This window comes from Microtetraspora malaysiensis (assembly GCF_050947145.1).
Classification (GTDB): domain Bacteria; phylum Actinomycetota; class Actinomycetes; order Streptosporangiales; family Streptosporangiaceae; genus Microtetraspora_A; species Microtetraspora_A malaysiensis.
Genome location: NZ_CP191998.1, coordinates 3,700,301 through 3,713,724, shown reverse-complemented (window position 1 = coordinate 3,713,724; position 13,424 = coordinate 3,700,301). Strand labels below are relative to the sequence as shown.

14 protein-coding genes are annotated in these 13,424 nt (G+C 71.3%); 8 read left to right on the top strand and 6 right to left on the bottom strand.

The genetic code is table 11. The annotated features are described in order from the left end of the window. Positions 1-217: 217 nt before the first annotated feature. From ACQP1V_RS17500 to ACQP1V_RS17475, 6 genes are all read left to right on the top strand, one after another. Positions 218-529 (top strand): hypothetical protein, encoded by a 312-nt coding sequence (locus ACQP1V_RS17500; RefSeq protein WP_433424181.1) that lies wholly within the window; start codon positions 218-220, stop codon positions 527-529. A 242-nt stretch (positions 530-771) separates the two neighbouring features. Next, positions 772-1,872, top strand: coding sequence for a DUF222 domain-containing protein (locus ACQP1V_RS17495; protein ID WP_433424178.1), 1,101 nt, complete (start codon positions 772-774; stop codon positions 1,870-1,872). A 208-nt stretch (positions 1,873-2,080) separates the two neighbouring features. Further along, entirely contained in the window at positions 2,081-2,908 is an 828-nt protein-coding gene (locus tag ACQP1V_RS17490; RefSeq protein WP_433424176.1) for a serine hydrolase domain-containing protein, read from the top strand. After that, positions 2,881-3,327, top strand: coding sequence for a hypothetical protein (locus ACQP1V_RS17485; protein ID WP_433424173.1), 447 nt, complete (start codon positions 2,881-2,883; stop codon positions 3,325-3,327). Before ACQP1V_RS17490 ends, ACQP1V_RS17485 begins: the two co-directional genes overlap by 28 nt. Positions 3,328-3,933: 606 nt before the next feature. Beyond that, on the top strand, positions 3,934-4,533 hold the full coding sequence (locus ACQP1V_RS17480) for an RNA polymerase sigma factor (RefSeq protein WP_433424171.1): 600 nt from the start codon (positions 3,934-3,936) through the stop codon (positions 4,531-4,533). Beyond that, entirely contained in the window at positions 4,526-5,692 is a 1,167-nt protein-coding gene (locus ACQP1V_RS17475) for a CU044_5270 family protein (RefSeq protein ID WP_433424168.1), read from the top strand. The genes ACQP1V_RS17480 and ACQP1V_RS17475 overlap by 8 nt, the downstream gene beginning before the upstream one ends. A gap of 28 nt (positions 5,693-5,720) precedes the next feature. Here ACQP1V_RS17475 and ACQP1V_RS17470 read toward each other — a convergent pair whose 3' ends face one another. Beyond that, entirely contained in the window at positions 5,721-7,061 is a 1,341-nt protein-coding gene (locus tag ACQP1V_RS17470) for an MFS transporter (protein WP_433424165.1), read from the bottom strand. Positions 7,062-7,078: 17 nt separating this feature from the next. Then, the gene (locus ACQP1V_RS17465) at positions 7,079-7,678 is read right to left on the bottom strand and encodes a mycothiol-dependent nitroreductase Rv2466c family protein (protein ID WP_433425868.1); all 600 of its coding nucleotides are present in this window, start codon (positions 7,676-7,678) and stop codon (positions 7,079-7,081) included. Positions 7,679-7,952: 274 nt separating this feature from the next. On the opposite strand from ACQP1V_RS17465, the gene ACQP1V_RS17460 reads away from it, so the two are divergent. After that, positions 7,953-9,068: a PP2C family protein-serine/threonine phosphatase gene (locus tag ACQP1V_RS17460; RefSeq protein WP_433424163.1), complete on the top strand. Its 1,116-nt coding sequence runs from the start codon at positions 7,953-7,955 to the stop codon at positions 9,066-9,068. A gap of 58 nt (positions 9,069-9,126) precedes the next feature. On the opposite strand, the gene ACQP1V_RS17455 is transcribed toward ACQP1V_RS17460, so the two are convergent. The 4 genes from ACQP1V_RS17455 to ACQP1V_RS17440 form a co-directional block, all read right to left on the bottom strand. Continuing rightward, positions 9,127-9,660, bottom strand: a complete 534-nt coding sequence (locus tag ACQP1V_RS17455; RefSeq protein ID WP_433424160.1) for a DUF421 domain-containing protein — start codon at positions 9,658-9,660, stop codon at positions 9,127-9,129. A gap of 194 nt (positions 9,661-9,854) precedes the next feature. Next, positions 9,855-11,027 (bottom strand): biotin synthase BioB, encoded by a 1,173-nt coding sequence (gene bioB, locus ACQP1V_RS17450; RefSeq protein WP_433424159.1) that lies wholly within the window; start codon positions 11,025-11,027, stop codon positions 9,855-9,857. 182 nt (positions 11,028-11,209) lie between these two features. Then, complete coding sequence (locus ACQP1V_RS17445) at positions 11,210-11,902, bottom strand: hypothetical protein (protein WP_433424156.1); 693 nt, start codon at positions 11,900-11,902, stop codon at positions 11,210-11,212. A gap of 254 nt (positions 11,903-12,156) precedes the next feature. Beyond that, the gene (locus ACQP1V_RS17440; RefSeq protein WP_433424154.1) at positions 12,157-13,137 is read right to left on the bottom strand and encodes a patatin-like phospholipase family protein; all 981 of its coding nucleotides are present in this window, start codon (positions 13,135-13,137) and stop codon (positions 12,157-12,159) included. A gap of 92 nt (positions 13,138-13,229) precedes the next feature. On the opposite strand from ACQP1V_RS17440, the gene ACQP1V_RS17435 reads away from it, so the two are divergent. Continuing rightward, positions 13,230-13,421 (top strand): hypothetical protein, encoded by a 192-nt coding sequence (locus ACQP1V_RS17435; RefSeq protein ID WP_433424151.1) that lies wholly within the window; start codon positions 13,230-13,232, stop codon positions 13,419-13,421. The last annotated feature ends 3 nt before the right edge of the window (positions 13,422-13,424 follow it).

The following is a 13,424-nucleotide window of genomic DNA, read 5'->3' as shown; positions in this document are numbered from 1 at the left end:
TCCTGGGCACGTCGGCTGCTCGGCCTCCCAGACGCGCCAGAAGACCAGAAGCCTGACAGCGGGGAGGGGTCGCAGCGCCTCAGAGGCGATGGCGGTGCTCCTTCTGGTCGGGACGAGCCGCGGCCCGGGCACGACCGTGGTGACCTGTCGGCCTGGGACGGGATCTGGCAAGGCCGCCGCCCCACCCACGACAAGCCGTCCGCGAACCGTCCCCTGCGTGCCGGTCGCGATGATCGGCAGCGGAACGGCTCCGGCCGACAGGACGCGGATGGGCAAGGCCGGCACCGCTTGGGCGAGGCTCAGCTGGGCGTGGGCCGCATCTGCCAGGACGAGCAGCGTCCGGACCGCGCCCCGCAGGACACAGACGCACAGGGATCAGGTCGGCGTGGCGGTGACCGGCGGGCCGGTGGCGATGCTGCCGCCGATGGCCGGGGCGCTACCACCGACCACCCGGACACTGACGGCCAGGGCATCGGCGGTGATGGGCAGGACGGTGCGGGCCCGGTCCCTGGTGGTGATTGCCGAGTAGGGGACTGGCCCGATCTGAACCTGGCCGGACGCGACGTCATCGAGTTGCTGGCTCGTGCCGAGCGGCTGGCCGCGGCTGCGGGAAAGGCGCCGGGCGAAACCAAGACCGGGGCTGGAGCCGAGGCCGAGGCTGGCGCTGGGGCCGGTGCCGGTGTTGGCGCGGGGGCCGAGACCCGGGCTGGAGCCGGTGTTAACGCCGGGGCCGGGGCAGGGGCTGGGACCGGTGCCGAGGTTGAGGTGGTGATGGCGGAGATCGTCGCCCTGGCGCGGGCGATCGATCTGGCCGAAGCCGCGATCGCCGCCCGCCTCCCGATAGCCGAAGCGGGTAAAGGCCACCACCTGTTCGGGCGGCGGTCGATCGGGGCGTGGCTGGCAGCAGCTACCGGGTCACGCACCGCCCGCGCTGGGGAACGTGTCACACTCGCGCGGCAGCTGCCGCGCCTGCCCCGCACCGCTGGTCTGTTCGCCTCGGGCCGGTTGTCCTACGGGTATGCGGCGACGATCGCGTCCGCCACCCGCCACCTGGACGACGCCGAAACCGAACTGGCCGAACCGATCCTGGTCCAGCTCGCACAAGCGTCGGCGTCCACGGTCGAGGACGTGGCCCGCGCCGGCCACACCATCATCGAGACCATCGACCCGGACGGGAAGCTGGCGCGGGCAGCGGCCAAGACCGAACGCCAGCACCTGACCATCTCCGACACCGCGGACGGGATGGGCCGCCTGCGCGGGCTGCTCGACCCAGAACTGAAGATGCAGCTGAAAACCTGGCTGGAACCACTGGCGGCCAAAACCGACAGCACCGACCTGCGCAACCACGGCCGCCGCATGGCCGACGCCCTCGCCATCCGACTGTCGCAGGGCGGGCGGCGCACCGTGATGCACGTGTCGGTGACCGAGCAGACCCTGACCGGCCAATCAGAAGAACCAGCGTATTTGGAAGACGGCACGGCTGTCCCGGCCGAGGATGCGCGGCGGATGGCCTATACCGCCGAACTACGGCGGGTGCTCCGCGACGCGGACGGCATCGTGAAGGACTTCGGGCGGGCACGCCGGCTGGCCTCGGCCGACCAGCGGGAGGCGATCCTGGCCATGTATCGGACCTGCTGCCGTGAAGGGTGTGACGTCCCCGCCTACCTGGCCGAGATCGACCACATCAAACCCTGGTATCCGACCGGTCGCACCAACCTGAACAACCTCGCACCGCTGTGCGCCGCGGACAACAAGTGGAAGTCCCGCCACCCCGACCGGGTAGAGGTGATCGATCAGGGCGACGGGACCGTGTCGATGCGGTTCCACCGGTATTCCAAGCTCCGCCCCCGACGCTGGACCGACAGACAGTGACCAACCACCACTGAACAACGATCGGCGCGCCGCGGGTTGCGTCCACGAGCCACGAGCCACGATTCCTGACCCGTGATCCGTGAACAGCGACTCGCGAACGGCAAACAGCGATCGGCGAGCCGTGACCCGCCCGCCATGATCGGCGTCATGATCGTGGTCGCGGCGGCCACCCGGTGATCCGGCCCCTCCCACGGGCCGGCCCCGCAGCATGCCCGAACTCCACGCGCCAAGGCCCCACACGCCGGAGCCCCGCACTCCGGGCACCCGCGTGCCGGAGCTCCCACGCACTTGGATTCCACGCCAGGGCTGCACGCGTCGGACGTCGGCGTGCCGGAACTCCCGTCCGCGCCTGCTCCGGGCCGCCGCAGACGACGCGCGAACAGGCAGTGACCCGGCGCGGCGGTCGATCACCGGTGATCCGGGCCCGCTGACCGACCGGCCCGGCAGCATGCCGAACTGTGCGTGCCGGAAGTCCAGGTGCCGGCGCTTCACGCGCCGGACATCGGCGGACGGAGCTCCGCTCGCCGTCGCTCCCGGCGCTGCGTGGATAGAGGGTGATCACGTCCACGCTGCTCTTGCCCGTCCTCGGGCTGTCCTGGCCGGGTGCCCGAACTCCGCGCGCCCTGGGTCCGGCAAGAACAAGGCGACCATCCGCCACGCGCTGACCCACTCCATCGGCGTCCCGGCAGTGCCGTCCGACCTCACGGTGCAGGACCTGGCTGATTGGGACAGGATGTGTGCCCTGATCGCCAGCTCCGAGCCCTGGTGGGAGCCCGGGACCGAGACCGGCTACCACGCGATGACCTGGGGCTTCGTGATGGGCGAAATCGTCCGCCGGTCCACTGACAAGCCGATCTCGCAAGTACTCATCCAGGAGGTGGCGGCTCCGCTGGGCATCGCCGACGAGCTGTTCTTCGGCGTCCCGGAGTCCGAGCTCGGCCGGCTCGCCCGGCTCGCGGATGCGCCCGGTACCGCCGCGATGATGGCAGCGGTGCAGGCGACATGCCGATGCTCAAGGCCACGCCGCCCGCCGTGACCCCCAGCGCCGAATACGGCAACAACCCCGTGGTGCTCACTTCGCACATTCCCTCGGGCGGCGCGATGTCCGCCCGCGCGGCGGCCAGGATGTACGCCGCGCTGCTTGATGAGGTGGATGGTGTCCGGCTGGTCTCGGACGAGCGACTGCGTGAGGTCACAGCCCTGGCCACGGCCGATGTCGACCAAATGGCCGGTTTCCCTATGCCGCGCGGGCTGGGCTACAACCTCGGCCGGCCCGGAGCCAACCCGCAGGAGACGCTGAGCGTTTTCGGCATGCCCGGCATGGGAGGCAGCGCGGCGTATGCCGACACCACGACGGGCATTCCCTTCACGCTGACCAAGAACCGGTTCTTCCCTGGTCCTTCCGCCGCGGTCGATCAGATCAGCGAGCTGGTCGCGAAGGCCGCCACCAGCTGAGACTCTCCGGTCGGGCCCAGCCGCGGCCAGGCGGTGCGGGCCCGGCCGGTCAGCCTCTGGGCCAGTAGGGGTCCAGGTGGACTCGGCGGGTGTGGGCATGGCGGCCATCCGGCCCGATCTGGATGACGTGTCCGGTGGATGGGCGGTTCGCGGTGGCCGTCGTGGATACGGCAGCCTGCCGCTGTCTTGATCCACTTCTCGCGATCGGCCTGTCCGCCATGCCCGTTGCCGCTGCCCCGCTCGATCTTTGGGACTGCTGCCGAACGCAAGCGGTTGAAGAAGACGGCTTGGGGCCACCGAAGCGAGTACCGGGCGCGGGTGCGTGCGCAGATCGTGCTGCCGGCCGCACGCGGCTGGGCCGACGCGCCCGATCGCCCGGCAGGCCACCCGAAGGATTTCCGGAGCCGACCATTTAGGTGGATCGGATCGTCCACATCGAGTTACGGAGCCGATCGACCGACGCGAGGCCATGGGACCTGATGGAAAAAGCGTGAAGGGAAATCGGCTCTGCGGCGGAGTACTGGGTGTGATCACACTGAAGGGGCGCCTCCTGCCCGACGACACGAGTAGACGCGGCCCCGGTCGCCGGACGGACGAGGAGTGCCCGTGACAGCGGAGAGAGACGGGCTGTCCGCCGTGATCGACGACGCGACCCTGATCGCGCAGTCCCGCCGTCGACCCGACCGTTTCGCGGCGCTGTACGACCGACATTTCCGGGAAATCTACGCCTACATCAGTGGGCGGCTGGGCGGCCAGATCGCCGACGATCTGGCCGCCGAAGTCTTCCTCGTCGCCTTCCGCAAACGGGACACCTTCGACCCGGCGCGCGGAGCCGTACTGCCCTGGCTGTACGGCATCGCGACCAATCTCGTGGCACAGCACCGCAGGAGCGAGATGCGGAGGCTGGATGCGCTCCTGCGGACACCTCCGGACACCACGGCGGAGCACGGCCACGAGGACGTGGTCGCCACCAGGGTGACCGCCGCAAGCACACAGGGGCGGCTCGCGGCGGCCATCGGCGACCTTCCGGACCGCGACCGCGACGTGCTGGTGCTCGTCGCGCTCGGCGAGCTGACCTACGAGGAGGTGGCCCAGGCGCTGGACATCCCCTTCGGGACGGTCGGGTCCCGACTCAATCGGGTCCGCAGAAAACTCCGAGCCCGCCTCGGCGATGTCAACCCCATGCTCGGAGAGACCCATGGATGACCTGACGAAAGTCCGCGACCTGCTGTCCCCGTCCGCGCCGACCGAGGAGGTGGTGGAAGCGGGCCGCGCCAGGCTGCTGGCCACCATCCACGACGCCCCGGCGGGTGCCCGGGTACGCCGCACAGGGCTCAGGACGGCCAGGTGGACGGCCTTGGCCGCCGGGCTTCTCGGCGTCGCCGCGGCGGCGACCGTGGTGATCGCCTCAGGGGCGGCGCCACAGCACCCCCGGCCGTCGATCACGGCCACCGCCTCGGCTGAACGGCTGTCGGCCCGGCAGATCCTCCTGGCCGCCGCGAACGCGATCAGGAACACGGAGGACGGCGACCACTGGGTGCAGCGCACCCGCCGGGGCAGCCTGGAGAAGGACCCCACCGGCCGCTACACGCTGCTCCTGACGTACTCCTACGAGCTGTGGGTTCCCCGGGCGGCGGACAAGCCCACCTCGGTGATCAAGCGGTATCTCGGCGCGGCGCCCGCGACGCCGGCGGACGAGGAGGCGTGGCGCGCCGCCGGAGCGCCGAAGGTCTGGACGTACCCTTCCGAAGAGATCGTGAAGGGGGGAGAAACCATCAGGACCCCGAGCGAGGAAATCCGGGCCGAGCCCGAAGAGCCACACGCCTACCAGTGGCCCAGCGGCGGCTCGGTCGGGCGCCTCCTGCCCTCCACCCCGATGACGCTGGCCGATTTGGAGAAGCTGCCGACGACCGGCGAGGAGCTCCGCGCCTACCTGGAACCCCTCGTGGCGAAGGAGATCAAGCGGACGAACGACGCCGACCCCGACATCGGCCGGTACCTGTTCGACATCGGCACGAACCTCGTCACCAATACCCCGATCTCGCCGAAGGTCACGTCCGCTGTCTACGAGATGCTCGCCTCGTTGCCCGGGGTGACGGCGACGGGCGAGGTCGTGGACGCGCTGGGCCGTACCGGACAGGCCATCACCCGGGTCGAGAAGGGGGTGCCGAGGAAGGAGCGGCTGGTGATCGATCCGAGCTCCGGGAAGCCGCTCTCGTTCGATCTGGTCGCCGGCACGACCACCGACGAGCAGCGGGCGGGGGACGTCTTCTCCTTCCGGGCGATCGAGCAGACCGGCTGGAGGGACGGAGAGCCCGACCTGCCGGCCAAGCGGACCAAGCTCCGTGCTCCCCTGTATTTCTGATCGTCGCGGGGCCTCGTGGCCGCCGGACTCAGCAGCCACTCGCAAGCAGGGGCTCCGGTCCGGCGGCCTCCGGTGTGGCATCGGACCCGGCGGGCGTCGTACGTACGGGCTCGGGCCCGGGCGGCTCCGTCGCCCGGGTGCGCTCCGCCCAGCGGACGGCCGGGCCCATCGCCGCGCCCGCCGCCAGGAACAGGCCGCCGAGCAGCAGCCAGCCGGGCGTCCCGTGGCCCATGACCAGCGTGGTCAGCAGCAGCGGCCCCAGCATCCGCGCGATCGCCGCGCCGCTGCCGAAGAAGCCCTGGTACTGGCCCTGCTTGTCCGAGGGCGCCAGGCCGAAGCCGATCTCCCACGCGCCGGCCGACAGCGTCATCTCCCCGATCACCTGCAGGGCGGCGCCCGCGAGCAGGACGGCCGCGGCCGTCCAGGCCGAGGCGCCCGTGGCCGAGGCGCCCGTGGCCGACAGTGCGAAGACGGCGCACGCGGCGAGCATGACCACGCCGGAGCGCCGGACGAATCGCGACGCGGTACGCAGACCCGTCACCCCGCGGGCCACCCGTACCTGGAACAGCACGACGCTCGCCGTGTTGACGACCAGCAGTGCCGACACCGTCCAGTGCGGAGCCGCTGTGTGCCCCACGATCCACAGCGGCAACACCAGACTGAGCAGCGGCATGTACAGCATCATGATCATGTTGAGGAACGTGACCAGCGCGTACGGCCGGTCCCGCAGCACGGCGAGCTTCGGGCCGGCGGCGACGACCGGTGCGGCCCCCTGAGCCGGAGCGGCAGGAACCGCCACGGCGGGCAGCCGGCGCAGCACCAGGGCGGCCGCCAGGAAGCTCGCCGCGTCCATGGTGAAGATCGTGAGATACGCCTCCCGGGTGTCGAGCTGCAGGGCCACCCCGCCGAGCGCCGCGCCGATCGCGAGCCCTCCGTTGACCGTCGACTGGAGGTAGGCGCGAATCTCGGTCCGCCGCTCCCGGTCCACGAGCCCGGCGAGCAGCGCCTGCCGGGCGGCGGTTAGCCCGGACTGGCAGCTCGCGTACAGGCAGGCCGCCACCGTGAACGCCCAGGGCGACCGGGCGAGGAGGAACGATCCGATCGCCGCGGCGGTGGCGACCGCGAGCACGATCGCCGTGCCCCGGGGTCCCCGCCGGTCGGCGAGGTGACCGAGCGGGATCCCGGCCACGGAGCCGACGCCCCAGCCGAGGGTCAGTCCGAAGCCGACCTGTGTCGGGGACAGCCCCACGATCCGGGTGAAGAACAAGGCCGAGCACACGATGAACGCGCCGTCGCCGACCGCGCCGGCGAGCTGGGCCAGCGCGAGCAGACGCGGAGGTCCCTGCGGCGGGAGGATCCGGCGGAGCATCGGTCGCCTCGCCCCTCTCAGCCGACGACCGGACGGGTGCGGGCGCGCTTCAGCTCGGAGAACCCTTCGGTGCCCGCCGTCAGGAGCACGCCGTCCCAGAGCCGCCCGGCCGCCTCGCCCCGGGGCGTCGGCGTCACGACCGGCCCGAAGAACGCGATCGTCCGGCCGTCCGGCCCCGGCACGTGGATCGCCGGCGTGCCGAGGTCCTCGCCCACCGGGTCCAGGCCCGCCCGGTGGCTGACCCGCAGCGCCGCGTCGTAGTCCGTGCCGTCCGCGGCGTCGGCGAGAGCGGTGGACAGGCCGACCTCGGCCAGCGCGGCGGCGTACAGCTCACGGCCGACCGGCGCCTTCTCCAGGTGGATCCGGGTGCCGAGCGCGGTGTAGAGGTCGCGCAGCACCTCGTTGCCGTACTTCTGCTCGGCCGCGATCGCGACCCGCACCGGGCCCCAGGCGTCGCGGAGCCACTCGCGGTACCACTCCTCCAGGTCGTCGCGGCCGTCGTTGAGCATCGCCAGGCTCATGACGTGGAAGCGCACCCGCACGTCGCGTACCCGCTCGACCTCCAGCAGCCAACGTGACGCGATCCAGGCCCAGGGGCACTTCGGGTCGAACCACATGTCCGCGATCGTCACGTCACCGTCTCCTCGTTCGTGTCACCAGGTCTCGCCCCAGGCGGGCGAAGTCCGACACCATCAACGTAAAGTTCCGCTTGGCCCAATGGCAGAGCCAATTTCGATCTGCTTAATTGGGCCAACATGGCCCGTCGCCGGTCCCGGTCACGGCGGGCGGCCCCGTCGCGTTCCCGCCGAAGCCGAGCCCTCCTCACCGCTCCGGACCGCAGCGCGGCACCTGCCGGGACGGCGCGGCGGGGCCGGGTGGTAAGCAGGAGGTATGCGCCCGCGGCGGCTGATACCGCACCGGCATCGCCCCTGGCAGGCCACCGACGCCCTGCTGGCGTTTCCGCTCGGCCTGATCGCGGCCATCGTGGTGGTCGACCTGCTGACCCCCATCGGGATCCCGCTGGGGCCGCTGCTGGTCGTGGCGCCCGCGATCACCGCGTCGTTCGCCGGCGCCTTCGCCACCGCGATGGTCGCCGCGATCGCCGTCGTGGGCCTGGTGGCCGTCGGCGTGATCCTGGACCAGGGTCTGTTGAGCACGGCGTACTTCCAGTCGCAGATCATCTCGCTGGTGGTCGTCTCGGTGATCGTGACGGCGTTCCGGTACCTGCGGGATCGGCGCTCTCGTGAACTGGCGCAGGTGCGTACGGTGTCGGAGGCCGCACAGCGGGTGGTGCTCCGGCCGTTGCCGCAGCGGCTCGGGCCGCTGCGCGTGGCGTCGATGTATCTGGCGGCGCAGGAACACGCGCAGATCGGCGGCGACCTGTACGCGGCCGCGCGAACGGCCGGCGCCACCCGGCTGATCGTCGGCGACGTGATGGGCAAGGGCCTCACCGCCATCAGCGACGCCGCCCTGCTGCTCTTCGCCTTCCGCGAGGCCGCCCACCGCCAGGCCGCGCTGTCCGATCTCGTCACCTATCTGGACCACAGCGTGTGCTGGAACCTGGCCGAATCCTCGGAACCGGAGAAGGCCGGGGAGTGCTTCATCACCGCCGTGATCCTCGACATCCCGGACGCGCCGTCGCGGATGCGCATGGTGACCTGCGGACACCCGCCTCCCCTGCTGCTCCGCGGCCGGCAGGTCATCACGCTTCATGCCACGTGTCCCGCGCCGCCGCTGGGCCTGGGCGAGCTGACCACCCCGGACTACCGCGCGGACACCTTCACCCTCGAACCCGGCGACCTGCTCCTGCTGTACACCGACGGCGTCGTGGAGGCCCGGAGCCCCGACGGCCTCTTCTATCCGCTCGCCGAACGTGCCGCCTCCTGGGCCGGGGACACCCCTCCGGCGCTCGTCCACCACCTGCGCGCCGATCTGCTCGCCCACGTCGGCGGACGCCTGGCCGACGACGCCGCCGCGATCGCCGTCCAGCGCGCCCCCGATCACTGACCGGCCGGGTGCCGCGGACGTCGCCGGGACGACCGCGTCCGTCGGCGAAGCCGGGGGGTCATTCACCGGCGGCCGGATGTTCCACGCGCTCCAGCGCTTCCTGGGCGACGTCCCCCACGTCGGCGCCGCTGCCGATGACGCTGATCACCCCTTTCGCCTCGAAGATCACGTAGCGTACGGAGGAAAGGGACATGACACCCCGCTGGCGCAGGATCGTGTGCAGGTCCCCCTCAGTGAGTCCGGACCGCCTGAGCTGCCTCGGGTGGATCTTTCCTTCGGTCACGAGAACGCGCGGCGCGTGATCGAACCAGTGGGGAAACGGGTAGCGCAGTCGCAGCTGCGTTATGGCGGCGTGGACGGCGATCACCGTGAGGAGGGCCGCCGCTCCGGTGAGGTAGGAGGTGTCCAACGCCGTCGCGGTGCGCCCGACGATCGCGCCGACGGCGACCGCGGCCACGAAGTCGAACGGCGACAGCTCGGCGATCATGCGTCGCTTGGTCAGCCGCAGGCCGGCCACGGCGGTGACGTAGAGCAGGATCGTCTTGACGGCCACCCACCCCAAGGTCGCGACCTGCCCGAACAACAGGGACACGGTTCCTCCCAAAGGATCGCGGGAGGAGCTCGGCCGAGGCGCCGGGTGGCCGCCGCTCTCCCCCACCGGATGGCCTTCCCCCTGTCCCCGGCGCCGCTATCGCCGCTGGGCAAGGACTGGAACGCACCATGGACGACCTTGGTTCGCGGTGCGCCGTCGAGACACGCTCCGGCAGGCCGAGGACGTGCGGTACGTCAGGCGTTCGGCGGTAGATCCGTACCGGCGCCGCGGCGGCGCACCGCCACCAGGTCGGCGCGGGCGGATCCGGCGGTTTCCCGCACCGGGCCGTCACCGTCGTCGTCACCGTCGCCGTCGCCGTCGCCGTCGCCGTCGAGCACGCGGTCTCCGGCGGCGACCGGGTCCCGCCGATGCTCGGGCAGCGTGGCGGCGTCCCGCTCCTCCACCTCGAAGCCCGCGTCCGTGATCATGTCCAGGTCGGCCTTGCCCGCCTGGCCTTCGCTCGTCAGGTAGTCGCCCAGGAAGATCGCGTTCGCGATGTGCAGCGCGAGCGGCTGCAGCGTCCGAAGATGGATCTCCCGGCCGCCGGCGACGCGGACCTCGATGTCCGGGCAGACGAACCGCACCATCGCCAGGATCCGCAGGCAGCGCTGCGGGGTCAGGGCCCATTCCCCGGCCATCGGGGTTCCCGTGAACGGGATCAGGAAGTTCACCGGGACCGAATCCACGTCCAGCTCACGCAGCGCGAACACCACGTCCACCAGGTCCTGGTCGGTTTCCCCCATGCCCGCGATCAGACCGGAGCAGGCCGACAGACCTCCGGCGCGAGCCCGCTGTACGGTGTCGACCCGGTCGGCGAACCCGTGCGTGGTGCAGATGTCGCCGTACACCGCCTCGGCGGTGTTGAGGTTGTGGTTGTAGGCGTGGGCGCCGGCCTCCCGCAGCCGCGCCGCCTGCCCCTCGGACAGGAGTCCGAGACAGACGCAGATCTCCACGTCCGTGTCCCGCTCCTTGATCGCGGCGATGGTGTCGGCGACCCGCTCCACGTCCCGGCCGGTCGGGCCGCGTCCGCTCGCCACCAGGCACACCCGCTTGGCGCCGCCCGCCACACCCGCCTCGGCGGCGGCCGCCGCCTGCTCCGGCTTCAGCCACGTGTAGGTCAGGACCTCCGCCTTCGACCCCAGACGCTGCGAGCAGTACGAGCAGTCCTCGGGGCACAGCCCCGACTTCAGGTTGACCAGGTAGTTGAGCTTGACCCGGCGGCCGAACCAGCGCCGGCGCACCTTGCCGGCGGCGGCCACCACGTCGAGCAGGTCGTCGTCGCCGGTCGCCAGCACCGCCAGCGCCTCGGCCCGGGTCGGCGTCTCGCGCCGCAGCCCCTTGTCCACCAGAGTGTTCAGCAGGTCCATGGCGCCGATCCTCACCTGATGGGGCGGTCGGTCCAAGGACCGGCACCTACAAGGCGGACCGATCAAGATGTGCCGGTACCGACAGCGTGCCCGGCACCGGAGGCCCGCGGTGTCCGCTGCCCGGGACGCACGCCCGCTCATCGACGGCGGCCATCCTCGACCGTGACGACGGGGCGCGCGGTTCACCTCGCCCGGCGCCGGGCCCTGATGTAGCCCGCCACGGACACCGCCAGGAGGACGGCGAAGACGGCCAGCAGCGGGTTGACGAACCCGGGCACCGTGTCGGCGCCGCACAAGGTGTCGCTGAGCGGCAGCAGGCTCTGCTCACCGCCGGATCCGGCCGCCCCTCCTGACGCGTCGAAGTCGAAGCGGCACACCCGGTCCTTGACATCCACCATCCCGGCGTCCAGGCGGGTGAGTCCGTATCCGTAGGTCGCCAGGAGGCCGAGCAGCCAGGCCCACGACAGCCGCGCCCACGTCCGCCGGGCCGTCAGCCCTGACGACCGTACGGATCTGACGGCCACGACCGCCATCACGCAGGCGGCGGTCGCGGTCAACGGCCACCCCAAGATCAGGAACAGCGCGGCGGCGAGCACCGGCAGCAGCGCGTACCTCGGTTCGATCACAGCCAGGAGCAGCAGCCCGGCGCCCAGCAGAGCGGCGGCCCACCATCCGATCCGGCGTCGGCCGCCGTGGCGGACCGCCGACCAGATCGGCAGGACGAACACCGCGACCAGCAGCCCCGGTACGACGACCAGGAAGAGGCTGTTCAGGGCGCCTTCGCCGAACGCGGCGAACGCCAGCACCATTCCGCCGACCAGCGTGACGGCGGCGGCCGCCGCGCGTTTCACGAGCGCAGCCCGCTCGGCATTCACCGCGCGTTCCCGGCGCCGGAAAGCAGAGCCGACACGGACGTGCCCCACCGGCGTCCACGCGTCCGCGTGCGGTCCTGGGCGTGCTCGAGAAAATGCGCGCTCTGCGTCATGGCCAGCAAGTCCAGCAATGCGGATAAAACATGTCAAATATCGCTACCGATAATAAACAGATATCCGATCGCATATCGGCCCTGGTCAGCCCGCGCACGACGCTCAGTTGGTACGCGCCGCCACGCGAGTGTCCGCCCCCTCGATCACCTGCCCGCCGCCCTCCCGTGGCCCGGATGCCGGGCATGGCGATCGTCCAGGGACCGGGTGAGGCCCGGGTGAGGCTCGCGCCGCTCCAGCCAGTGCGCCGTGGCTCGCGTGGCGCGGTCGATCAGGTCGGCTGTCTGCGCGAAGTCGATGGGCAACACCTCCACCGGGCACAGCGGCGGCAGCACGTGCATCCGCGTACGTGACGTGTTGTGCCGGATGGAGGCGCTGATGCGCTGCTCGCTGAGCAGGTTGTATCCATGCAACGCCATGGCGATCGCCGTGGACGGCGCCCCCGGGAGATGGCAGGAGAAACCGGGCGCGAGCAGGTACACCTCGTCGGCCCCCGCGTCCACGGCGTAGTCAAGAGTCGTCTGGTCCGCGACCCCGCCGTCCATCAACACCTGGTCGTCGATGGTGACGGTGGGGTAGAGACCGGGGATGGCGGCGCTGGCGAGCAGGGCCGCCAGCGCCGATCCGCGGGAGAGGACGACGGCGTGCCCGCTGCGGACGTCGGCGGTCAGCACCGAGAGCGGGACCCGGGTCTCCTCCAGATCGCGGATCGGAAGTATGCGCTGGAGGAACCGCCGCATGGAGTGGTTGTCGAACAGGTAGTTGCGGCGGCCCAGCATCGCCTCGGTAACCGTGACCGGATTAATGGGAAATGCGTAGTTCAACGCCCCGAACGCCTGAAGGGCGCCGCGAAGAGGGTGGAAGGGAAGGTTGGCCGCCAAGCTGCGCAGCGCTTCCGTCTTGCTCAGCGGGTAGACGTCGTGGCTGCTCACCGACAGCCACAGCCGGGCCAGCTCCTCCACCCCCTCCGCATCGGGCCGCGCGGCGTAGTACGCGCCGTTGAGCGCGCCCACCGACGCGCCCACCACCATGTCGGCGTGGATCCCCTGCTGGGTGAGCGCGCGGAGCATGCCGACCTGGACGGCGCCGAGGCTGCCGCCTCCCCACAGGATGAACGCTGTCGTCATGCTCTCCCCCCGGGTCCCCTGTGCCGCCCGCCTGATGACATGCCCCGGATGCGGTCGTTCGCTCGCGCTCCGAACGCACCGACGCCGAAGGCGTGGCCGTCCGCCTGATCGTCCTGCGCGGCAGCGCCGCCCGGCGGCTGTACGAGCGGCACGGATTCACCGTGGAGCGCGCGGACCTGGTCGACATCCTGATGGTGCGACAGCCGGCCGCACGCTGTCCGGAACTCATGGCCCCGGCACGCGGCGAAAGAAAGCAGAACTTCTCCCCCTCGCCCGGTGTCTAATCG

Excerpts from the sequence above, each read along its gene's own strand:
- ACQP1V_RS17460 (WP_433424163.1), top strand. The coding sequence starts at position 7,953 with ATGCGCCCGCGGCGGCTGATACCGCACCGGCATCGCCCCTGGCAGGCC.
- ACQP1V_RS17490 (WP_433424176.1), top strand. The coding sequence starts at position 2,081 with ATGCCCGAACTCCACGCGCCAAGGCCCCACACGCCGGAGCCCCGCACT.
- ACQP1V_RS17485 (WP_433424173.1), top strand. The coding sequence starts at position 2,881 with ATGCTCAAGGCCACGCCGCCCGCCGTGACCCCCAGCGCCGAATACGGC.
- ACQP1V_RS17470 (WP_433424165.1), bottom strand. The coding sequence starts at position 7,061 with ATGCTCCGCCGGATCCTCCCGCCGCAGGGACCTCCGCGTCTGCTCGCG.
- bioB (WP_433424159.1), bottom strand. The coding sequence starts at position 11,027 with ATGGACCTGCTGAACACTCTGGTGGACAAGGGGCTGCGGCGCGAGACG.
- ACQP1V_RS17465 (WP_433425868.1), bottom strand. The coding sequence starts at position 7,678 with ATGTGGTTCGACCCGAAGTGCCCCTGGGCCTGGATCGCGTCACGTTGG.
- ACQP1V_RS17440 (WP_433424154.1), bottom strand. The coding sequence starts at position 13,137 with ATGACGACAGCGTTCATCCTGTGGGGAGGCGGCAGCCTCGGCGCCGTC.
- ACQP1V_RS17495 (WP_433424178.1), top strand. The coding sequence starts at position 772 with ATGGCGGAGATCGTCGCCCTGGCGCGGGCGATCGATCTGGCCGAAGCC.
- ACQP1V_RS17475 (WP_433424168.1), top strand. The coding sequence starts at position 4,526 with ATGGATGACCTGACGAAAGTCCGCGACCTGCTGTCCCCGTCCGCGCCG.